Below are 23,718 nucleotides of genomic sequence, written 5' to 3'. Positions count from 1 at the left end.
TTACTGGATTTTCAGGTTAGATTTTGAAAAATATGCCGATATAATACACAAAACAGGATAAACACAGTTAGCAAACTTTTAACGCTTTTTTTCTTCACTGCTATCTTTATTCATTGGAGGACGAGGAGGGCAATGATACTCCCTGGTAATTTGTCCTTGAGGATCTACTGTTTGCAAAACGACTGGAAACTTCCATAATGTGTATAAATGCTTAAGTACTTCTTCGGTGTTCTCTCCTAAAGGCACATGATTTTGCTGAACATATTGCAGAGTAAGGGACCGATCGCCTTCTATATCCACGGAATATATTTGAATGTCCGGTTCTAAAAAACCCAGATTATATTGCTTTGACAACGCCTCACGAATTGTCTTGTACCCCTGTTCATCGTGAATAGCATTAATCACTAAATCAGGATGCCTGTCATCGTCAATAATACAAAATAATTTAAGATCCCGGATTAAACGAGGTGATAAATATTGGGCGATAAAACTTTCATCTTTAAAATTGCGCATGGCCAGATCCAGACTGGTGAGCCAGTCGTTATTTGCCAGATAAGGGAACCAGCGTTTATCCTCGTCAGTGGGATTTTCACAAATACGCTTAATATCCTGCATCATGTGATAACCAAGCGTGTAGGGATTAATTCCATTAAAGTAAGGACTGTTGAAAGCGGGTTGCATAATCACATTCGTGTGATTTTGTAACACTTCCAGCATAAATTCATCCGTAACAAACCCTTCATCATAAAGCGCATGCAAAAGGGTATAATGCCAAAAGCACGCCCATCCTTCATTCATGACTTTGGTTTGACCTTGCGGATAAAAATATTGTGCAATTTTTCGTACAATTCGAATGATTTCACGCTGCCAGGATTCCAGGAGAGGCGCATTTTTTTCAATAAAATAAAGAATATTTTCCTGTGGGTCTTCAGGAAAACGTTTTTTCAATCCATTTTCGTCCCTGTGTTTACCCTGGGGTATAGTTCGCCATAATTCATTCACCTGTGATTGCAAATAAATTTCCCGATTTTGCTGGCGAATTTTCTCTTCCTGAATAGACAGGGTTGGAGGGTGCTTATAGCGATCCACCCCATAATTCATTAATGCATGACAAGCGTCAAGCGTAGCCTCTACTTCATCAATACCATAGCGTTGTTCACACTCACTAATATAATGTCTGGCAAATACCAGATAATCAATAATGGCATCCGCTGAAGTCCACATTTTAAAAAGATAATTGTTTTTAAAAAAGGAATTATGACCATAGCAGGCATGAGCGATAACAAGGGCTTGCATGGCCATGGTATTTTCTTCCATCAAGTAGGAGATGCAGGGATTGGAATTAATAACCAGTTCATAAGCCAGTCCCATGTGGCCACGTTGATAGCTTTTCTCAACACCAACAAAATGTTTACCAAAAGACCAGTGATGATAACCTATCGGCATACCCACTGACGCGTAAGCGTCCATCATTTGTTCAGCGGAAATGATTTCAATCTGATTAGGGTAAGTATCTAATTTAAAATCCTTCGCCAGGCGGGAAATTTCTCTATCGTAGTCTTGAATCAGTTCAAAGGTCCACTCAGCACCTGTGGATAAAGGCTTTTTCTTTTTCATGCTGTTTTCCTTTTGAATAACTCACGAAAGACAGGATAAATATCGGCCACATTATCAATGTTTTCCATGGCGAAATTAGGATAGCCAGCCTTTATCTGCTGATAAACTTCCCAAAGACTTTGATGGTGGCGGGGCATGATTTCAATATAGGCGAAATATTGCAGTAGAGGCATAATTTTTTCTTGTAACAGCTCCTGACAATAGGGAGAATCTGCGTTCCAGTTGTCACCATCCGAAGCTTGGGCTACGTAAATATTCCAGGACGATACCGGATAACGAGCCTGGATAATATTATTTAATAATTCCAGCGCACTCGAAACAACAGTACCTCCCGTTTCGCGGGAATAAAAAAATTCTTCTTCATTGACTTCTTTTGCCGAAGTATGATGACGAATAAAAACAAGCTCTATTTTTTCGTAATTTTTGGTAAGGAACAAATAAAGCAAGATAAAAAAACGTTTGGCAATGTCTTTTTTAGCTTCATCCATCGAGCCAGAAACATCCATAATGCAGAACATTACCGCCTGCGTTGAGGGGGCAGCGATGCGAATTCGATTATTATAACGCAAATCAATCGTATCAATAAAAGGTACGGCATTTATTTTCTTTTTTAAAAAAACAATATCACGTTGCAAGCGTAATAACTCTACTTGATCTGGCGCAGTTGTTTTCTCCAGTCTGGCTAATTCCTCTTCCGCTTCATGCAATTGGCGCTTGTAAGGCGATGCTAAAGCCATACGTCTGCCAGTTGCCTGGCGCATGGAACGAATGACATTGATATTGGCAGGGATACCGCTGCTGCTAACGCCCATGCGCACCGTCTTGAATGTTGTTAAGCGAGCCAACTCTTTTTTAACGAGATCGGGCAGTTCCAAATCCTCAAAATATAATTCCAGAAACTCCTCACGTGATAGTTGAAACACAAAATCATCTTCACCCTCGCCGCTATTACTGGCTTGCCCATCACCGCTACCGCCCTCAGCCTGACCCGGACGTTTAATGCGATCGCCCCTAACAAATTCTTCATTGCCCGGGAGAACTTGTTCTATGTGCCCTCCCCGGCCTCTATGAAATCGAGGCTCAGAAATATCTTTAGCTGGAATGGTTATCTGTTCACCTTGGTCAATCTCGGTGATACTGCGCTTTCCAACAGCCTCAGAGACAGCACGTTTAATTTGATTTTTATAGCGACGCAAAAAGCGTTGACGATTAACTGTACTTTTTTTACCCGCATTTAGGCGTCTATCTATCAATTGCGACATAAACAATCCTTTTTAGTGCGGCATTAAATGCGGCTTAAGAACCCCCAAATTAGTATTGATGCAGGTCTGCCTCCAAGCCGCCAATTCAACCAGGTTACTTTTATTGCGATTTTCTTACTCGTAAGTACCATTCACACAACAAACGAACCTGTTTTCTTGTATAACCTTTTTCTATCATACGAGAGATAAATTCTTCATGTTTTTTCTTGTCATCTTCAGATGCTTTCGCATTGAAAGAAATAACAGGCAACAGATCTTCCGTATTAGTAAACATTTTTTTCTCAATCACTGATTTTAATTTTTCATAGCTATTCCAGACTGGATTTTTCCCCTGGTTATTAGCTCTGGCTCTCAGTACAAAGTTAACAACCTCATTACGGAAATCCTTGGGATTGGAAATTCCTGCTGGTTTTTCTATTTTTTCAAGTTCCAGATTGAGTGAACCGCGGTCGAAGATTTCACCAGTATCGGGATCGCGATAATCTTGATCCTGAATCCAAAAATCAGCATAGGTAATATAACGATCAAATATATTTTGTCCGTATTCTGAATACGACTCCAGATACGCAGTCTGAATTTCCTTCCCGATTAGCTCGACGTATTTCGAAGTCAAATGTTCTTTGAGAAAAGTGAGATATTTTTCATGAAGTTCCTGAGGAAATTGTTCCTGCTCAATCTGCCGCTCAAGAACATACAGCAGATGGACGGGATTAGCGGCGACTTCAGAGTGATCAAAATTAAATACTTTTGATAAAATCTTAAAGGCAAAACGGGTAGAAATACCACTCATCCCTTCATCAACGCCGGCAAAATCACGATATTCCTGATACGATTTTGCTTTAGGGTCAGTATCTTTTAAAGATTCACCATTATAAACGCGCATTTTTGAATAAATACTGGAATTTTGTGGTTCTTTCAAGCGAGTTAATACTGAAAACTGAGCCAGCATTTCCAACGTGCCGGGGGCGCAAGGGGCATCCTTAAGCGAGCTGTTATCAAGCAGTTTCTGATAGATACGCAACTCCTCGGACACACGCAGACAGTAAGGCACTTTAACGATATTAATACGATCGATGAATGCTTCATTGTTTTTATTATTGCGAAAAGTCTGCCATTCTGATTCATTGGAGTGTGCGACAATAATCCCTTCAAAAGGCAAGGCGGATAAACCTTCGGTCGCGTTATAGTTCCCCTCCTGTGTTGCCGTTAATAACGGATGGAGCACTTTGATAGGCGCTTTAAACATTTCAACGAATTCGAGTAATCCGCGGTTGGCACGACACAGGCCGCCAGAATAACTGTATGCATCAGGATCATCCTGTGAAAATTCCTCCAGTTTGCGGATATCAACCTTGCCTACCAGCGATGAAATATCCTGGTTATTTTCATCACCAGGCTCTGTTTTGGCAACAGCAATTTGCTTCATTCGGGAAGGTTTGACCTTAATAACCCGAAATTGGCTAATGTCACCATTGAATTCCTGTAACCGTTTAATAGCCCAGGGAGACATGACATAGCGCAAATGACGTTTAGGGATGCCGAAACGTTCCAGAAGAAGATCACCATCTTCTTCTGGATCAAATAATGAAAGCGGTGAATCAAATACCGGCGATCCTTTGATTGCATAAAAAGGAACCTTTTCCATCAGATCTTTTAATTTTTCTGCCAGCGATGATTTACCTCCCCCAACTGGTCCTAACAAGTAAAGCACCTGTTTTGTTTCTTCCAGACCTTGGGCTGCGTGTTTTAAAAAACCAACAATTTGTTCAATAGGTTCTTCAAGCCCGAAAAATTCTTTGAAAACAGTATAACGAGGAATAATTTTGTTTGAGAAAAGACGCGATAAAACGGGTTCGTGTCGCGTATCAATCATCTCAGGTTCCCCGATAGCCATTAATAAACGCTCAGCCGGGTTGGCATACGCGGAAGGGTCCGTGCGACACAGTTCAAGATATTCATCAAGGCTCATTTCTTCAGCCTTATTGTCAACGAAGCGTTTTGTGTAACCTGACAGGAATTCCTGTGTATTCATAAATCATCCCCTTTACTTATTTCCCGGGTGGGAAAACGCTTTTCTCGTTTTTTGCATTTCGCCGATAAAAGCGAGACACTATCTTCCTAACTTTAGTATAGAGCAACCCTATCATTAATTTAATAACTATTTATAAGTTTTCATAATCGGAGCAAAGTTCATGCCAAACAAAACGATTTATCTTAAAGATTATCAACCCCCTGTTTTTACAGTAAAGGCAGTAGCCCTTGATTTTGATCTTCATGATGATCATGCCTTGGTAATCAATCGCATGCAATTGCAACGCCAGCATCCGGGCAATCTATGTTTATATGGTGATGAGGTGGAACTTGTCGGTATCCGAATGAATGGAGAGCCTCTTAAAGAGAACGCTTATCGTTTAGAAGATGGCGATTTAATCATCTCTGAATGTCCTGATGAATTCAATATGGAAGTGATTACGCGCATAAAACCTCAGGATAATACGCAACTATCCGGTCTTTACCGTACCAATCATTTATTCTGCACGCAATGCGAAGCAGAAGGTTTTCGTCGCATTACTTTTTACCCGGACAGGCCAGATGTATTAGCAACCTATACCACCCGTATTGCCGCTGATAAAACGAAATACCCGGTTCTGCTTTCCAATGGCAATTTAATTGATTCAGGCGATTTACCAGAGGGTCGTCACTGGGTGCAATGGGAAGACCCTTTTAAAAAACCATCCTATTTGTTCGCGTTGGTTGCCGGAGATTTGGCTTGCGTGCGTGATCAGTTCATTACCTGTTCAGGCCGAACAGTCGATTTGCACATTTACGTGGAACCAGGTAATGAAGACAAATGCGAGCATGCCATGACGTCTTTAAAAAAAGCAATGCGTTGGGATGAAGAAATGTACGGGCGGGAATACGACCTGGATATTTTCATGATCGTTGCCGTCAGTGATTTTAATATGGGGGCGATGGAAAATAAGGGGTTAAATATTTTTAATTCCAAATATATTCTGGCCAGACCTGATACAGCGACAGATGATGATTATGAAGATATTGAAGACGTGGTAGGGCATGAATATTTCCATAATTGGACTGGGAATCGTGTAACCTGCCGTGATTGGTTTCAATTAAGTTTAAAAGAAGGATTGACTGTATTTCGCGATCAGGAATTTTCACGAGATATGAATTCTCGCGATGTGAACCGCATTGTGGATGTCAAAATATTACGTAGCAGTCAGTTTCCAGAGGACGCTGGCAGCCTCGCGCACCCGGTCAGGCCCGAATCTTATCAGGAGATTAATAACTTTTATACGGCAACCATTTATAACAAAGGGGCCGAAGTCATTCGCATGCAGCATACCTTGTTGGGCGAAGCAGGTTTTCGCCGCGGCATGGACTTGTATTTTCAGCGTCATGATGGACAGGCAGTAACCATCGATGATTTTGTAGCATCTATGGAGGATGCCAATTCGGTTGATTTGACTCAGTTCAAACGATGGTATAGTCAGGCAGGAACACCAGAGGTCAAGGTTACCAGCGATTATAAGGATGGCTGTCTGACTTTAACCATGAACCAGTCCTGTCCTCCTACACCCGAATGTCAAAACAAAAAACCGTTTCACATTCCGATACGCGTTGCTCTATTTACTGCGGATGGCCACCCGCTGTCACTCGAGCGAGAAGTGCTTGAATTACGTGAAAAGCAGCAAACTTTCAGTTTTACCAATATAGCGACTAAACCCATTGTTTCGTTGCTGCGAGATTTCTCGGCACCAGTTAAATTACATTATCCAATAAGTCAGGACGAATTACTGGCGTTGTTGCGTTTTGAGTCAAACGGGTATGCAAAATGGGACGTAGCCCAACGTTTAATCCACAATTGTTTTGCTGATTATTTTAAAACCCCGCGTAACAAGTGGCATATACCTGCTGAATTAATAACGGCATTTCAGCATGTTCTTGAGGATGAATCTCTTGATTATGCACTACGGGCTGAACTGTTAATACCGCCTGGTTTTGAAGAGGTTGCAGCAACTTTAACCGTTGTTGATGTCGATATTGTAGAGCAGACTCGTGATTTCTTTCGTGCAGAACTGGGCAGACAGCTTTTTCCGCTATTACAGAAAACTTATCAGACTTTATGGCAACAAGAAGATCATCGTATGCATGCCAATGCTTATGGAAAAAGAAGTTTGCGAAATGTTTGTCTGTGGTTAATGATGAAAGCAGATGAAGCCGTTTGTTTAACTGTTTGTCAGGAGCAATTTATTAAAGCACATACCATGACGGATCAAATTGCCAGTTTTTCTGCTTTGGCGAATTGCTCTCACGATGTTGCCCGTGAACAGGCCATCGACAGTTTTTATCGTCAATGGTCGCAAGAAGATCTTGTGGTGGAGAAATGGTTTGCCATTCAGGCAAGTAGCGAATTACCTCATACTTTAGCCCGGGTGAAAACCTTGTTACAACATCCAGCATTTACCATGAAAAATCCCAATAAAGTAAGGGCGGTAATAGGCGCTTTTTGTCACGCTAATCCTCGCCATTTTCATGCCGCAGACGGCAGTGGCTATGCTTTCCTGGGCGATAATATAGCAAAAGTAGATAAGATTAATTCACAAATTGCTGCACGATTAGCAACGCCATTCACCCGCTGGCGGCGCTTTGACACCAACAGACAAACGCTAATAAAGCAACAATTAAAACAACTGACAACACTTGATTTGTCACGCGATCTACAGGAGGTAGTAGAGAAAAGTTTGCTACCCTGATCTGCCGGATTTAGAGCCTTCAGAAATGAGAGAGGACTAATTATGATAAAACGTTTCGCGGTAATGGGTAATCCCGTTGATCATAGTTTATCCCCTCTTATTCATCAGTATTTTGCAGCCCAGGCAGGCATTGAGCTTCATTACGATAAACTGCAAATGGATAACCAGCAATTTGAATCGCAAGTCTCCTCTTTTTTTGCAGAAGGAGGAAAAGGCTTGAATATTACCTCGCCTTTTAAACAACGTGCTTTCACTCTGACAGATTCAGTGACCACCCGTTGCGCGCGAGCCAAAGCTGCAAATACTTTATGGTTGAGTGCAGGGCAAGTCTATGGAGACAATACTGATGGGGTCGGATTCATAAAAGATTTGTCTCGCTATTTCGATCTTAAAAATCAAGAGGTTCTTTTATTGGGAGCAGGAGGTGCTGCGCGAGGAATTATTGATCCGTTACTCGCTTCAGGGATTACTCAACTGACTATTACGAATCGCACGGCAGAAAAACTGCATCATTTACAGGCTGATTATAGCACCGTGAAATGTGTACCGCTCGCCGAATTAATCACTAGTTATGATTTAATTATTAATGCCACTGCTACTGATTCAAGCAAGGAAAAATTACCTCTACCCTCTGTTATCTTACGTCCTGCGACTTTTTGCTACGATCTTACGTATTGTTTAAAAAATCCTACTTCGTTTATACAATGGGCCAATTATCATGGCAAGCAAGCAGTGGATGGGTTAGGCATGCTGGTGGAGCAGGCAGCAGAATCATTTTTTATCTGGCATGATTACAAACCTGAAACCATTCCTGTAATCAGGCAATTAACTAAAAGTCGACAATAGACGCGATGATATTATAATTAGTGCGACTCAAAAAACGTGAAGTATGAATAATCCAATGAGCTTCGGCGTCAAATCATATCAAACCGATTTTGTTCTCGCTATTGGGAGATAGTATTGCCATGTTAGAAAAAATACATCGTACGGGGACCGAACAGCTCGAACTCGGGCAGTCATCGAGTTACGATACGCATTATAATCCTGAGCGATTATTCCCTATTGCCCGTGCCATCAAACGCAAGGAAATTGGCATTAACCCCTGTCAACTTCCTTTTTATGGCTTTGATTGCTGGAATCATTATGAAGTTTCCTGGCTCAATGAAAAAGGCAAACCTGTTATTGCTATGGCTGAAATTATTTATGATTGCGCGACCCCCTGTTTAATTGAGTCAAAATCATTAAAACTTTATTTTAATTCATTCAATAACACTCCATTTAAAAATAGTGAGGCAATAAAACAGACTATCGAGCGAGATTTGAGTTTACGCCTGGGTGGAAATGCCCGGGTAAGAATTCTGTCTTTAAAAGAAAAAGAATTTACCCTGATTCAAACGGCACCTACAGGCGAGTGCATTGATGATCTGGATGTCACATGCTCCGTGTACCTTGTTGAACCGGATTATCTCTCTGTGAAAGAAAATAAGGTCGAAGAAATTTTGTATTCTGATTTATTGAAATCCAACTGCCTGGTAACCCATCAACCCGATTGGGGGAGCGTGCAAATTAGCTACGTCGGTCCACAAATCAATCGGGAAGGCTTGTTAAAATATCTGGTTTCTTTTCGTAATCACAATGAATTTCATGAACAATGCATTGAGCGCATTTTTATGGATATTCTGACTCGTTGCAAGCCCGAAAAACTCAGTGTTTATGGACGGTATACAAGACGCGGAGGATTAGACATCAACCCTTATCGCTCTACTGAAAACGTCCAGTTGCAAGGATTGAACCAGCGATTAATCAGACAATGAAGATAAGGAGAAGCCGTAAACAACCCGGTTATTTCCTTGATCAAATCAAGCAATGTTTAATTGTGCAGGTTCGGGCTGCACTAATGGAGTACTGGGGTAAACTGCATCAAAAAAACCTAATTCGAACCTCATTGATTGTAAAAAAGAATGACTGATTTTTTGCGATAACAGATCGCACTCAACCGGTTCATTTAATTCTGTCATAGTCTGAACAAGCGCCTGAGTGGATGCGGTAAATCGTTCCCCGGAATAAGTGGCAATCCATTTGCGATAGGGGTTATCCTGCTTACACCCTGCCATCGTCATTTGCTTCCCCAACTCATAATAAATCCAGAAACAAGGCACAAGACTGGCAACAGCGACTTCAAGAGGTTCTTGTTCGACAGTTTCAAGAAGATGTGCTGTATAGTTAGTAATCACAGGGATGGCGCGCTGTATCATCAAGCCATGCTCAAAAAAAGAAGCGGGATGAAATTGATTTAAATAATGCAAATTAACCTTACGTTCACTCTCCACCATATTATCAGCAAGCTGGTAAAATTGCTGTGCATGTCTCTCGTTCGTAAACCGCTGCGCAGTTAGTCTAAGCGCCCTGGAAAAATCACGCAGATATAATCTGTCTTGCTGTAAATACAATTGAAAGACTCGAGAAGAAAGTGTTCCTCGATAAAGACCTTGATTAAAAGGGTGAGAAATTATTCGAGCAAGAATGCCAGCACTTTTCTGATTGGTAGAAACAAAACGTGTTCCACGAAACGGTTCTGTCAGGGTATTGGTTCGACAAAATAAAGTCATAAGTTCTCTCGTCATCAAATTACAGGAGACGGGGGAAATGGCAAAATCAACAGCGTTCACTCTCCCTCCGCAAGCATTACCTCGAGCAGGTTTAAGGGTATTTCTCAGCCTGATTTTTTTCAAATCCAAAGCACCCCCGGTGAATTTCACGGCCCAGTCTAATGACACCCATGCGAACTGTCAATAAAATAATCATGATTGAAAAGAACTGTTTTGTGCAAAAAAATAATACGATACAATAACCGCTTTCTTAATTGTCAACCTGAGTTTGCAACAACAACTCACTTACCATTGGCCAGATATGAAACCAAAATTCAATCGTATAATTTTGTATGCACGCCAACATCGTGCTAACGATGATGTCACAGAAACTTTACATCGTTTGGTCGATTTTTTGCAAAATCAAAATATCAGTGCTTTTCTTGATAAAGACACCGCAGAAAACTTTGAAATTAATTTGCCTGTTCTTGATCGAGATGCAATGAAAGAACAGGACTTGATTGTCGTTGTCGGGGGCGATGGCAGCCTTCTTTCTGCGGCTCGTATGGCAATCAGAATGAATGTGCCCGTAATTGGCATTAATCGGGGACGTCTTGGTTTTTTAACCGATATTTCACCTCAAAATATAGAAAACCAGCTTACCGCAGTTCTGGCAGGTGAGTATCAGGAGGAAAGACGTTTTCTATTACATACCCGCATTCATGATGATAAAACAACCTACTTTCACGGCGATGCGCTTAACGATGTTGTTTTAAGCCGAGGGAATGAGACTCATTTGATTGAGTTCGATGTGATTATCAATCAGCAATTCGTTTGTCATTATCGTTCAGATGGACTCATTCTTGCTACGCCGACCGGCTCCACCGCCTACGCTTTATCGGCTGGAGGACCCATTATGCATCCGCAACTTAATGCTATTGTCCTGGTGCCCATGTTTACACATAGTTTAAGCTCTCGTCCTCTTGTGGTTGATGGCCAGGTTAAAATTGATTTAAAAATCAGCGAGAGCAACGAAAACGATTTACGAGTCAGTTGTGACGGTCATGAATCACGTCTGGTAAAAGCAGGCCAACTGGTATCCATCGAAAAGAATGCTCAGCAACTGCGTTTGCTGCATCCCCATGACTACCATTATTATGATACATTACGAATTAAACTAGGCTGGGAATCCAAACATCAAGGATAAATCATGCTGACCACCTTGCGCATTGAAAATTTCGCGATTGTTAAACACCTGGATCTTGATTTCACTCAAGGTATGACCGCTTTTACGGGGGAAACAGGAGCAGGAAAATCCATTATGATTGATGCGTTAATGCTTGCTTTGGGAGGTCGGGCTGATGCCTCCGTTATTCGCAGCGGTGAAGAACGGTGTGATATCAGCGCCTGCTTTCAGATTGATGAACTCTCAGAGCCAGCTCAATGGCTGTTGGAACATGATATTCATTGCATGGATGGAGAAATTCTTCTCCGGCGTGTGCTCTACGTAGAGGGACGTTCCAAATCTTACATCAATGGACAGCCTTTTCCACTCCAAAAAGTAAAAGAACTCAGCGAAATGCTCGTTCATATTCATGGACAACATCAACATCAAACGTTAATGTTGCATCCTGCTCATCGACAACAATTGGATCAATACGCCAATCATTCTGAATTATTAACTGAAGTAACCGCTCTTTATAAACAATGCCAGAAAATAAAGCAGGAACTGGATAATTTGTTAAATCAGCATAAACAAACGGATAAAATCGAATTACTCCGTTTTCAAATTGACGAACTGACTGCACTGGACTTGCAAGACAATGAAATGCAAACGCTGCATGAAGAGCATCAGTTGCTTCATCATGCTCACGATTATTTGCAGCACGCGCAACGTATTCAATATTTACTTAATGATGATGAACCGGCAATTTGTCAAGGACTTAATCAAGTTCTGCATTCCTTGCAGGCTCTGCCACAAGAAAATCCCGCTGTTAAAACAGCGTCTGAGCTGATTAATGGTGCTCTTATTCAGTGTGAGGAAGCCTCCGATGAAATGCGCAGATTTTCAGAACAGGTCTATTTAGACCCGCAACGCCTGCAAGAAGTTGAACAACGGATTAGTGTGCTCCATCATGCGGCTCGTAAATATCATGTTGACGCCAGCCAATTACCAAACTATGTTGATCATTTACAGAGTGAATTAGAAGCGCTGGAAAACTCGGAAAGCAGACAAGCCTGTTTGCAACAACAATATAATCAGCAAAAACAGGCTTTTGAGGCCGCTGCATTAAAACTACGGCAATCAAGACAATTCCACGCCCGAAAATTAGCTGAGGAAATATCACAAATTATCCGCCAATTAGGCATGCCTTCAGGGTATGTCGAAATTGAAATGACCCCGTTAGAAAAAATGCAACCACACGGTTTAGATAAAGTGGAATACAAAGTTTGCACTAATCCAGGTACTACCCCTGATGCATTAACCAAAATTGCGTCAGGCGGAGAGCTTTCGCGCATTAGTCTTGCCATTCAGATGATCACTGCACAACGTGGCGCCACCCCCACCCTTCTTTTTGATGAAGTCGATGTAGGTATTGGAGGGGCTACCGCCGCATTAGTAGGTCAATTATTACGCAAACTGGGAGAGCGCCTGCAAGTATTTTGTGTAACTCACCAGCCTCAGGTCGCTTCCTGTGCCCACCATCATTTTGTGGTAGAAAAATACTCCGATGGTGAGCAAACCTATTCCCGAATTCTATCCTTAACCAGCGAAGAGAAAATTGACGAACTCGCTCGTATGTTAGGAGGGTTGACCGTTACGGAACAAACGCGATCTCATGCAAGAGAACTACTGACTCAAAGTCACTGAAGGCTTTTATTGGACGAACCTGGACTTTTTGGGTGTTACTGTATTGGTCTTAGTCCTTAAATTGCTCTAGTGTAAATCAGTGCAAAGCCAAGCTTCAGTTTTTTCAAACATTTAGCCAAAAATCCACAACATTATCCACAGTTTTTGTGGATTAAATTATCAGGAGTAAAATATAAAAATAAAAATAAAATCAACAGGTTATGTTAAAATGCTCTCTTTTTTTCTGGGGCGAATCGCACATGAAGCAAACTTATCCACAATAAGTTAAGATTATTACAAGACAAAGTCTTTATTCCCCTCACTTATGAAGCAATAACTATATGCTTAGTCCAAAGACGTTACCGGAGCTAGACCACCTGTCTGATTCGTGTTTTTGCTTCTCTTCGCCTCATGTGGATCTAAACTGTGTGTGGTGTATTGAGAAAAAAAACTATAATCAATATTTTCTTTTAAAGAAAGGGAAGCAGGATCAAGTTTTCTTTTCTCACCTTTTCTCTCACGATTTTCGTTAAAAAGCGCGTCGTGAGTTACATTGCTTTTATCATTTGATATGAACTTATCTTCACTTAAATTAGTCAATTCCTGCACGCTGGAAATATCCAGGAAAACATCGTTAGTTTGATGATTATCATTGATGTTGTCTAAAGGTTTGGTTTGCAAGCCGTGATCAATTAAATTGGTGCTGATTTCTGTAGCTACTGGGGTCTTACTCCTTTCAAATTCTAAAGCAATATCATGTATATGCGTTAATGTTTCCAGCGCTTTGTCAATATACCAAGCGTTCTCTTCTGTCTTCTTTTCGACTAACAGATCATATTCTCTTTCGACAAACGAATATAAATCAGATAGTGAATACCCGCCCTTATTAAGCTTTGTTGAAATTTCTTCTCCGCTTAGAGGATAATGATCATTTTCCACTATCACATATATTGTAAATATTATCTGGAGAAATTTAAATTTTTCATAGTCTCCTGAACGCCCTAAAAGCTTACTTAACTCTGTTAAATTTTCATAATGATGTAATCCTGAATTTTCATCACAGTAAGTATCAGGTACGGAAGGGTCAATATTAAAAGGATCAGAATTTTGTTCATATAATTGAACTAATAAGGAAAAAAGTTCATTCGCTTTATCGGTATTATTAAGTTCAATATAACTTTTAATCAATATTTTCAAAATACGGGCTGAAGTAATCCATAAAGTTGGATAGGGAAGAATTTTCTCGGTATTCAATTTGTATGCTTTTTCTAAATCTGTAATAGCGTTATAAAAATCTTTTTCCTCAATCGCATTTTTAGCTCGAAAAATATATAATTCAATTAAACGAAGTAATTTTATATGAGAAGAATATAATGAACAATATAATATTTCATCTTCATATTTTTTTATCTTATTCGATAAATTTTTATTAAAATTATCGATACTATTTTGAAGAATTTGATCAGATTTATAAAGCAATCCTGATCGTCCATTCTTTATTTTTTTAAAGACATACTTAACGAGTTCTGGATCTAACTGGAAATAAATGTGTGAGTAATTAAAGTTACCTATTGTTGCTATTACACCATCACGGGAATCAGGTAAGAGCGTATTAGTAAAACCTGTTTCTTTTGCAAGGAAAGGGACTTGTTCGCTGGCTTCTCCCAGGTAAATTAATACACCATTTTTGTTTAATAATTTTTTTATATTAATTAACATGTTTTTTAATGAGGGAACATCTTCTTTCAAAGAAATAAACCCCGCCTCATTCATAGAAATATACTCCACAACAATAAGGTCGAAATAATTATGTGGCAAATTCCCCGTTGTATCGCAGAGATTAAAATTATAATCCGCATTTGCTTGCAAATTAATATCAATTGTAATGACGGTGTCAGGATCGAACCTTTGAGCACACTTATACTGATGCCATCCAGCAGCAACTATTATATTTTTTGGTAACATATTAATAACCTATAATCACTTAAATTGAACAAATTATACACATAAATAATTATCATTTTATTAAGTGCATTTATGTCTATATTCTGGCTCTTATGTGCACTCTAATACCGATCCTGGTGCGAATTTTTGTAAAGGGTGCTTAAATTAGAGGTATTATCTGCTTAAAATTAATATCCACTTAATACTTATTTATTATTATTAAAATACACTTGGTATATTATTAGGAGATGTTTGTGCATTTTTTTCTTAATTATGGCGGACCCGGTGGTCGTTTTTTTTCTAAAGACAAGGAACTGACCCAACATCTGCATAATAGATGCAAAAAATATTACAAATTTCCCATCAGACAATCTGTCTATCAAGAACAAGGGATGACCATTACTGTCCATACTTATGGTCTACATAGAGCACTGCACGTAGAAATACCGGATACTTGCAATGACGAAACATGGAATGTATATCAAAAAGCTCAAAAACAAGCCGAGTATTTTAGTAATAAAAAATATAAATTACTCGGCAACAATTGTGTGACTTCTGTGGCAACAGTATTAAATACCATCAATCCTAATATAACCCCTCACAATATAATTTATCCATGGGACCTGGATCAACAACTTAAAATGTATAGTCACTATAATCGGAGAACCGCCATAGCGAATGGATTTGACGGTTTTATTGAGAATTATCAGAAAAAATTCCATCAGGAAAGCTTTTCATTTTTTAGAAAAAGAGGGTGGGCAAATAAACCAATAAAGACATCGAGGGACATTATTCACCATGCTTATGGGCGATCAGGAGGTACAGGCGAAAGAACTAAAACTGTCTTGCTGGATGAGGAGTGGGTGGTGGAAGATAAAAATGGCTTATTACAGCCAGGGCCAAAGGCTCCGGTTATGTTTAAAATAGGACTACAAAGCTACAATGGAGATTGGCTCAAAGTTCAACAATTAAAAAAACTTTACCAGCAGGAAGCCAGCTTTTTTTCGTTTCGTTTACACTCTCCTTTTAAAGATCACCCCGATTTTGAAACCGCAAAAAAAAGGCTCGAACTACGAGCACAAAAAAATCCAAAAGGTGCCTCTGCAAAAACGCTTTTACAATGGGAAATGGCTGAGCAGAAGCAACAAAACAGTGAACTCTCACCTAAACCTTATTAGAGAGAATACTCTTATTTCTGATAGGCTCTCATATTGATTGAGCCTATAAAATTTCAGCCCCTTTTAGCTAGTCTATAATAAACTAGAGGAATACTCACAAGGAGACTATTGTGGTTCAATGTAAATTACATCCATTAGCCTTAGGCTTGGCACTTGGTGTCATCTGGGGTATCTCTACTTTGCTGATGGGACTGATTGCTACTTATTATGCTTATGGTAAAACGTTTGTGGCTGCAATGGGGTCGCTATACATCGGTTATGAGCCTTCCGTTTCTGGTAGTCTCATCGGAGGATTAATCGGCTTTATTGATGCTTTTATAGGCGGGGTACTTGTTGCCTGGCTTTATAATCTGTTTGCTGGTTGTTGTCATAAGAAAGATGTACGAGATGTAGACCTCTAGGATCTACTTCTAGCGAGGCAACATAATGAGAGAAATTCGTTTCTCTCATTGGTTAATTTATTCTTTATTTAAATGAGTGCGACGCTCATTCATTGTTTCGACACTATTAATTACGGTTTGGTGGCAAATTTTATGCATAACAGGTATTGTTTCTAATGGATAACCTGCTTGTATAGCATAAGCTATTAAAAAACTATCCTGCCATGTTTTTTCATTTTTTCGTGTCTTTGCTTTTAACCATAGTGCCGTCCAAAGAAAATGAAAAAGCCATTTCTCACGTTGCCCTTCAAATTCCTCAGCAAAAACTAACGCCATTGCTTCTTCTAAAATACAAATTCTTACACCTTGATCAAACCTGCAACATCGATTAACCAATTTATCAATATGAGCATTTTCGACATACCAGGATTCAGTAAAACGTTTATTTTTAGACCAGGATTTGGCGCGTTTAAATGCTGATTGTATTAATTCGGGAGTAAATGGCGTTATTTGCACGCCTAACTGCTCAATTAAATAAGGTACATCAATCAACTTCGGCTGAAAATGCAAACCGAGCAGTTCCTGAATCTCTAACAAATGCAAATCGGGGATTTCGTTGCGTTCAATCGTTACCGCTAAAAAATGCTCAGTCATTCTGATAAGGTAAGGCATATCAATTTCACGCAAGGAAACACTGCCATCAAATGCTTCATCGTAATATTTGGCCATTTCATCAGCAGGTATTTCCGGAGTAAGCCAAGCATCTTTAATGCCGAGATCCTGTTTAAATAATAATCCACAAAGGCGGTGTTTTCTGCCTTGCTTTATATGAATAAAAATACCTTGAGCGCCACTTCCATCTATTTCGCTCGCTTTAATTCGAATGGAAGGCATCGGATTTTCACCACTGTACACAACTCCTTTCTTTCGCTGACTCTTTAACCAATGATTAAATTGCTCATGATAAGTTGCAGGATACCAGTTTTTAATAGCTTGCAATCGCGATAATGAAATTGAACTGAGCATAATTCGTGGTATGAGTTGTGCAAAAGTGGCAATCACAATCTCGCGTACTTCCTGCTTAGGATGCAACAAAGTAAGAAGAGCAATGTCCCGTCCTTCTTCAATACTGTATAAATCAATAATTAAATCCGCAAAAAAATCAGCAGGCATTGCATAACTTTGGGCAAAGAAATTTTCTGCAATATCAAAAATGGATAAATCCGATAAATCATCAATCAACGCTCGAATGGCTTCTATATGATCGATATTATCCTCAGACGATGACTCGTCTTCTTCTGCGGCCAATTCCAGATAGGCTGCCTTTAATTCCGATGATAATTCAACGTGCACTTCATAAAAAGCATTGAGAACTGGTAGCCAAAAACCAAGAGGATGCTGCTTCTTATTAATATGCTGCGCTATATTGGCCATTAGTTGATTTAATAATTTAGAGGCCGGTTTACTGCCATTCTCCTGGGCTGCCTGCAATTGGGCAACACAAATATCCAGAGCAAACACACATGCTGAATAGTACGCATGTTCTTCATCAACCTCGTCATTGATTGCGACAAGCAAATCGACAAGACGTAACCCCAGTTCTGGCTCTTGTAAAAAAGGAGCATAATGCTGAGGATCCAGCTCCGCGTTATGGTCGATCAAAACGGCCATATCCGCTATCCAGCCTTGCAAGCTAGTCAGATTAACAGTCATATTTTATCAGGTACCTGTCTTGGCTTTCCGTACTCATCAATAGCAACAAAAACAAAAGTTCCTTCTGTTACTCGATACTTATTCCCACTGGTAGAAGGCTCTGCCCACACCTCAACAGCAATGGTCATTGAAGTTTTACCCCGCTTGACGAGGTCAACATGACAACTGATAACATCTCCCACATGAACCGGCCTTAAAAAAGACATGCTATTAATCGCTACTGTTGCTGCTCGACCGTGCGACACTTTTTTGGCGAGCACTCCTGCTGCCAAGTCCATTTGCGATACTAACCAACCGCCAAAAATATCACCATTTGCATTAGTATCCGCTGGCATCGCTAATGTCTGGATGGTTATTTCTCCGCGAGGTTTATTCATCCGAGGCTCGTTTTAATTTAGCTAAAGCATCTGCCATGGCCGTGTTAAATACCGTTTTTTTAGTGGCTATTGGCTTCTTGTTTGGCGCTGATATTTTATGAGACGCCTGCTTTTTGACCGTCTGTGGATTTTTTGTTGTTTGCTGCGGTACGGGCTTAACTATTTTCTTCTGTACAATAGCCGGTTTTTCTTCCGTCAATATCATACTTAAGCCAATACGACGACGTTCCTTATCCACTTCCACTACTTTCACAGTAATAATTTGACCTGCCTTAACAATCTTATGCGGATCATTAATAAAACGATTAGTCATCGCAGAAATGTGAACGAGGCCATCCTGATGAACACCAATATCAACAAAAGCGCCGAAATTGGTCACATTCGATACCACGCCTTCAAGGATCATCCCCTCATGAAGATGAGAAATATCTTCGACCCCTTCTTTAAAACTTGCTGTCTTAAATTCAGGGCGTGGATCACGACCCGGTTTTTCCAATTCTCGCAGAATGTCACGAATTGTAGGTAAACCATAATCGTTATCGACATAGTGTTCTGCATTGATAGTTTGCAGTAATTTACGATTACCAATAATTTGCTGTAAATCTACTTGCTGATCAGCAACTATTTTTTTAACCAGTGGATACGCTTCAGGATGGACAGCAGAAGCATCGAGAGGGTTCTCACCTTTTATAATCCGTAGAAAACCAGCCGCTTGCTGAAATGTTTTCTCACCCATTCGCGCAATATTTTTTAACTGCTCACGGTTTGTAAATACACCATGTTGATCCCGGTATTGAACCAAATTTTTAGCGAGTGTTTCGTTAAGACCTGAAACGCGTGTTAATAATGCCACAGATGCCGTATTAACATCGACACCTACCGCATTCACGCAGTCTTCGACCACGCCATCCAGGCTACGTGCCAAACGAGCCTGATTGACATCATGCTGATATTGGCCCACTCCAATTGCTTTCGGTTCAATTTTCACCAATTCGGCCAAAGGGTCCTGCAAACGTCTGGCAATAGAAACCGCGCCACGCAAGGTGACATCCAAATCGGGAAACTCATTGGCTGCTAATTCAGAAGCGGAATAAACTGATGCCCCCGCTTCATTAACAACAATTTTAGCCAGTTTAAGATCGGGATAGGTTTTCATCAAGTCGGTAACCAGACGTTCTGTTTCGCGTGAGCCGGTACCATTTCCTATACTGAATAAATTAACCTGATGCCTTGCTGCTATCTTGGCAAGCTCACCGATAGCCTGGTGCCACTCATTCTGAGGAGCGAAAGGAAAAATGGTTGTATAATCCAGCAGTTTTCCCGTGATATCTACGGCAACTACTTTTACTCCTGTACGAATACCCGGATCAAGTCCCATAATAACCTGTGGGCCAGCAGGGGCTGCCAACAATAAATCACGCAAGTTACGGGCAAATACATGAATTGCTTCTTCGTCCGCTGCTTCACGTAAACGGGTTAATAATTCCAGTTCCAGCTTGGTAAATAATTTAATTTTCCAGGTCATACGCACAGTATCGATTAACCAGCCATCCGCAGCCCGTTTTTCATCGTGGATCTTAAAATAGGAAGCAACTCGCCGCTCCCCATAACTTGCATCATCAAGCGTTAAAGTTAATTGTAATACACTTTCACGACGCCCCCGAAACAGAGCTAATGCCCGATGAGAAGGAATTTTTTTAATTGCTTCCGCATAATCAAAATAATCAGCAAATTTACTCGTTGTTTTTTTATCGCCAGAATGAGGCCCTGTTGCTCTTAAAACAGCATGCTGCCACAGATATTCCCGTAACTCATTAAGAAGCTCTGCATCTTCTGCAAAACGCTCCATTAAAATCTGACGCGCACCTTCAAGCGCTGCTTTTGTATCCTCTATACCTGCTTCGACATTAAGAAATTGCCGAGCATACGCATCAGGCTCCAAAGTCGGGTCCTGCCATAAGGCCAGTGCCAAAGGCTCAAGGCCCGCCTCTCTGGCAAGTTGCGCCTTTGTCCGGCGCTTGGGCCTGTAGGGTAAATATAAATCCTCTAACCGTGTTTTATTTTCAGCGCCCAGTATTGCTTTCTCAAGCTCTGGAGTTAATTTCTCCTGTTCACGAATGGATTGCAATACCACCGCCCTTCGTTCATTCAATTCCCGGATATAATACAAACGCTCAGCGAGTTGCCGTAATTGAGAGTCATCAAGTCCCTCTGTCGCTTCTTTACGGTAACGTGCAATAAAAGGAACCGTTGCTCCTTCATCCAGTAAACGAATCGCCGTCTCCACCTGCGAAACCTTGACTTTAAGTTCCTGCGCAATAATCGTTGCTGACGCCAATATCTCTTGTGTCATTCACATCCTCGTAAAACATAATAAAAAAACGCACTTATTATATACCGATTACTTGTTATTTTGCGAATTTTGGCCACGGCAAATTGGAATGAGGTTTGTCTACTTAATTTCAAGCCGATACTTCACTGAGCTACTCAACGGTTACCGACTTCGCCAGATTTCTTGGCTGGTCAACATCCGTTCCTTTAGCAACAGCCACATGATAAGCCAGCAGCTGTAAAGGAATGGTATAGACGATAGGCGCTATCCATTGGCCACAGGCAGGAACATGAATTAATTGGGCGCCGTTCGATTGCCAGGCTTCTGAATCATCAACAAAAACAATTAATTGACCGCCTCGCGCGCTTACTTCATGCAAATTTGATTTTAATTTATCCAAAAGTTCATCATTGGGCGCGACAGCAATAACCGGCATATTTTGATCAACCAGGGCAAGCGGGCCATGTTTTAGCTCGCCTGCAGGATAGGCTTCTGCATGAATATAGGAAATTTCTTTTAATTTTAAAGCACCTTCCAGCGCAACAGGATATTGTACGCCCCGACCTAAAAAGAGAGCATGCTCTTTATCGACAAAAGTCGTTGCCAATGCTTCGATATCGCCATTCATTTTTAAGACACGCGCACAACTGGCAGGTAGTTCCTGTAATTGTGCCAGTACTTTCCCAGCACGCTCATCATTACATAACGCAGCCGCTAACATAAGAAAAGCGGCAAGTTGCGTAGTAAAGGCTTTAGTAGAGGCAACCCCAATCTCGATGCCCGCGCGAGTCAGAAACACACAGTCCGCTTCGCGCACCAGCGTACTGGTTGCTACATTACAAATAGCCAAACTGGCCAGATAATTCATCGCTTTTGCTTTGCGTAACGCAGCAAGGGTATCAGCGGTTTCTCCTGATTGGGAAACCGTAATAAATAACGTGTTCTCATTCACGACCACTTCACGATAACGATACTCGCTGGCGATTTCCACCTGGGCGGGCAAGCCTGTCAATGATTCCAGCCAATAACGGGCAACCAGACCCGCGTGGTAACTGGTACCGCAGGCAACAATATGAATGTGCTTCACTTGCGCAAAAAGAGAAACGGCGCGCTCACCAAAACTGCCTTTCAACACATCCTGACTACTAATGCGACCTTCTAAAGTATCAGCAAGTACTTTGGCCTGCTCGTAGATTTCCTTTAACATAAAATGACGATAAGGTCCTTTAGTAGCAACCTGCTCATCACCTTCAAGCGGGTGGATAACTCGCTCTACTACCTGCCCCTTCCCATCAAAAATCTCTACCTGTCCTGAAGTAAGGCGAGCGCTATCTCCTTCTTCAAGATAAATGACAGATTGGGCAAAAGAGCGTAAGGCCAATGCATCAGAAGCAATGAATTGCTCGTCTATTCCCAGTCCAATTACCAAAGGACTTCCCTTACGAATTGCAATGATTTCCTGAGGTCGTTGTTGATGAAGCACTCCTAAAGCAAACGCACCATGCATTTCCCGGGCAGCTTCCTGAACCGCGCGTAATAATTCTTCATGTTGCTGGTAATAATAATGGATTAAATGAGCAGCCACTTCCGTATCCGTCTCCGAAGTAAATTGATAACCCAATTGGTTTAATTTCTCGCGGAGCGCATCATGGTTTTCAATGATCCCGTTATGGACCAGCGCGATTTCTCCCTGCGATAAATGAGGATGCGCATTTTGCTCACAGGGTTTGCCATGAGTAGCCCAACGAGTATGAGCGATACCAATAGCCCCTGATAGAGCCGTTTCCTGCATTGCTTCATTTAATGCCTGAACCTTGCCTTGTATTCTTACTCGCTTTAAACGGCCATCGGTGTCAATAACAGCAATACCGGCAGAATCATAGCCTCGGTATTCAAGACGTCGTAATCCTTCAAGTAAAATTCTGGACACATCGCGTTGTGATGCCGCACCTATGATTCCACACATATTGACTCCTCGCCATTTCCTTATCAGCTGTATTCACAGTGTAGAACACAGATGATACTTTCGTAAAATTGGCAAATTATGCCACAGAGATTTTGTAAAGACTAAGTTTCATAGAAATACAGAGAATTAAAACCAGCAACGCTTGTTATTTATGATGCTTTTTCATTAACCGCTCACGATCGCGCTGCCAATCTCTATCTTTAATAGTGTCGCGCTTATCATGTGTTTTTTTACCCTTCGCTAAAGCTAATTTCATCTTAACCCGATTATGCTTCCAGTAAAGTGATAACGGCACCAAGGTATAGCCCTGCCGTTCAACACTGCCAATTAACTGATTAAGTTCGCGGCGAGTAAGTAATAGTTTACGGGTGCGATTGGCATCGGGAAAAAGATGGGCGGCGGCGGTGGGTAGAGGCTGAATCTGTGCACCTAACAAAAACGCTTCGCCATATTTTATAATAACGTGTGCATCCGAAAGATTTATTTTGCCTGCACGAAGACTTTTCACTTCCCAACCTTCAAGAACCAGGCCGGCTTCATAGTCACTTTCAATAAAATAATCAAAATGTGCTTTTTTATTAAGAGCAATCGTAGCACTTTGTTTGACGGTCATAGGACACCTGATTAATCTACAACATTGAATAAAGAAAATTATACACGTAATAGCAAGTCTTCGTGAAATACTCAAGTTTTGATATACGCCCAGCAAAAAAATACGCTTTTAATCGCACCTTC

The 23,718-nt window shown here is 40.9% G+C and carries 17 protein-coding genes and 1 riboswitch; of the genes, 7 read left to right on the top strand and 10 right to left on the bottom strand.

Features of this window, described 5'->3' with window-relative positions; translation table 11 throughout:
* Positions 1 to 78 precede the first annotated feature (78 nt).
* The 3 genes from T345_RS0111555 to T345_RS0111545 form a co-directional block, all read right to left on the bottom strand.
* Complete coding sequence (locus T345_RS0111555; protein WP_028389478.1) at positions 79 to 1,617, bottom strand: SpoVR family protein; 1,539 nt, start codon at positions 1,615 to 1,617, stop codon at positions 79 to 81.
* Positions 1,614 to 2,879 (bottom strand): YeaH/YhbH family protein, encoded by a 1,266-nt coding sequence (locus T345_RS0111550; protein ID WP_028389477.1) that lies wholly within the window; start codon positions 2,877 to 2,879, stop codon positions 1,614 to 1,616. Before T345_RS0111550 ends, T345_RS0111555 begins: the two co-directional genes overlap by 4 nt.
* Before the next feature lie 100 nt (positions 2,880 to 2,979).
* The gene (locus tag T345_RS0111545; protein WP_028389476.1) at positions 2,980 to 4,911 is read right to left on the bottom strand and encodes a PrkA family serine protein kinase; all 1,932 of its coding nucleotides are present in this window, start codon (positions 4,909 to 4,911) and stop codon (positions 2,980 to 2,982) included.
* Positions 4,912 to 5,071: 160 nt separating this feature from the next.
* On the opposite strand from T345_RS0111545, the gene pepN reads away from it, so the two are divergent.
* From pepN to queF, 3 genes are all read left to right on the top strand, one after another.
* Complete coding sequence (pepN, locus tag T345_RS0111540) at positions 5,072 to 7,654, top strand: aminopeptidase N (RefSeq protein ID WP_028389475.1); 2,583 nt, start codon at positions 5,072 to 5,074, stop codon at positions 7,652 to 7,654.
* Between the two features lie 42 nt (positions 7,655 to 7,696).
* Positions 7,697 to 8,500: a shikimate dehydrogenase gene (gene aroE, locus T345_RS0111535; RefSeq protein ID WP_028389474.1), complete on the top strand. Its 804-nt coding sequence runs from the start codon at positions 7,697 to 7,699 to the stop codon at positions 8,498 to 8,500.
* A gap of 119 nt (positions 8,501 to 8,619) precedes the next feature.
* Complete coding sequence (gene queF / locus T345_RS0111530; RefSeq protein ID WP_035918976.1) at positions 8,620 to 9,468, top strand: NADPH-dependent 7-cyano-7-deazaguanine reductase QueF; 849 nt, start codon at positions 8,620 to 8,622, stop codon at positions 9,466 to 9,468.
* 45 nt (positions 9,469 to 9,513) lie between these two features.
* Here queF and T345_RS0111525 read toward each other — a convergent pair whose 3' ends face one another.
* Positions 9,514 to 10,323: a TenA family protein gene (locus T345_RS0111525; RefSeq protein WP_156935645.1), complete on the bottom strand. Its 810-nt coding sequence runs from the start codon at positions 10,321 to 10,323 to the stop codon at positions 9,514 to 9,516.
* Positions 10,308 to 10,411: riboswitch (TPP riboswitch) on the bottom strand. (Overlaps the previous gene by 16 nt.)
* A 153-nt stretch (positions 10,412 to 10,564) precedes the next feature.
* On the opposite strand from T345_RS0111525, the gene T345_RS0111520 reads away from it, so the two are divergent.
* Together T345_RS0111520 and recN are read left to right on the top strand one after the other, a co-directional pair.
* A complete protein-coding gene (locus tag T345_RS0111520; protein WP_028389471.1) occupies positions 10,565 to 11,449 on the top strand; it encodes an NAD(+) kinase in 885 nt (294 codons plus the stop codon).
* Positions 11,450 to 11,452: 3 nt separating this feature from the next.
* The gene (recN, locus tag T345_RS0111515; protein WP_028389470.1) at positions 11,453 to 13,114 is read left to right on the top strand and encodes a DNA repair protein RecN; all 1,662 of its coding nucleotides are present in this window, start codon (positions 11,453 to 11,455) and stop codon (positions 13,112 to 13,114) included.
* A 324-nt stretch (positions 13,115 to 13,438) separates the two neighbouring features.
* On the opposite strand, the gene T345_RS0111510 is transcribed toward recN, so the two are convergent.
* The gene (locus tag T345_RS0111510; RefSeq protein ID WP_028389469.1) at positions 13,439 to 15,058 is read right to left on the bottom strand and encodes a hypothetical protein; all 1,620 of its coding nucleotides are present in this window, start codon (positions 15,056 to 15,058) and stop codon (positions 13,439 to 13,441) included.
* A 233-nt stretch (positions 15,059 to 15,291) separates the two neighbouring features.
* Between T345_RS0111510 and T345_RS0111505 the strand changes: the two genes are divergently transcribed.
* Positions 15,292 to 16,215 (top strand): hypothetical protein, encoded by a 924-nt coding sequence (locus T345_RS0111505; protein WP_131777670.1) that lies wholly within the window; start codon positions 15,292 to 15,294, stop codon positions 16,213 to 16,215.
* Between the two features lie 110 nt (positions 16,216 to 16,325).
* Positions 16,326 to 16,616 carry a bacteriophage holin gene (locus T345_RS0111500; protein WP_035918972.1) on the top strand — a complete coding sequence of 97 codons (291 nt, stop codon included), beginning with the start codon at positions 16,326 to 16,328 and terminating at the stop codon, positions 16,614 to 16,616.
* Positions 16,617 to 16,673: 57 nt separating this feature from the next.
* On the opposite strand, the gene T345_RS0111495 is transcribed toward T345_RS0111500, so the two are convergent.
* The 5 genes from T345_RS0111495 to smpB all read right to left on the bottom strand — a co-directional run bounded on the left by T345_RS0111495 (position 16,674) and on the right by smpB (position 23,596).
* Positions 16,674 to 18,308 carry a hypothetical protein gene (locus T345_RS0111495; RefSeq protein WP_028389466.1) on the bottom strand — a complete coding sequence of 545 codons (1,635 nt, stop codon included), beginning with the start codon at positions 18,306 to 18,308 and terminating at the stop codon, positions 16,674 to 16,676.
* On the bottom strand, positions 18,305 to 18,685 hold the full coding sequence (gene yciA / locus T345_RS0111490) for an acyl-CoA thioester hydrolase YciA (protein ID WP_028389465.1): 381 nt from the start codon (positions 18,683 to 18,685) through the stop codon (positions 18,305 to 18,307). Before yciA ends, T345_RS0111495 begins: the two co-directional genes overlap by 4 nt.
* Positions 18,678 to 21,038: a Tex family protein gene (locus T345_RS0111485; RefSeq protein WP_028389464.1), complete on the bottom strand. Its 2,361-nt coding sequence runs from the start codon at positions 21,036 to 21,038 to the stop codon at positions 18,678 to 18,680. The genes yciA and T345_RS0111485 overlap by 8 nt, the downstream gene beginning before the upstream one ends.
* Before the next feature lie 130 nt (positions 21,039 to 21,168).
* Positions 21,169 to 22,983, bottom strand: coding sequence for a glutamine--fructose-6-phosphate transaminase (isomerizing) (glmS, locus tag T345_RS0111480; protein ID WP_028389463.1), 1,815 nt, complete (start codon positions 22,981 to 22,983; stop codon positions 21,169 to 21,171).
* Positions 22,984 to 23,128: 145 nt separating this feature from the next.
* Positions 23,129 to 23,596, bottom strand: a complete 468-nt coding sequence (gene smpB / locus T345_RS0111475) for an SsrA-binding protein SmpB (RefSeq protein ID WP_028389462.1) — start codon at positions 23,594 to 23,596, stop codon at positions 23,129 to 23,131.
* Between the last annotated feature and the right edge of the window lie 122 nt (positions 23,597 to 23,718).

The sequence above is a fragment of the Legionella fairfieldensis ATCC 49588 genome (assembly GCF_000621525.1).
In the GTDB taxonomy this organism is placed as follows: Bacteria; Pseudomonadota; Gammaproteobacteria; order Legionellales; family Legionellaceae; genus Tatlockia; species Tatlockia fairfieldensis.
This window is presented reverse-complemented; position numbering and strand designations above follow the sequence as displayed.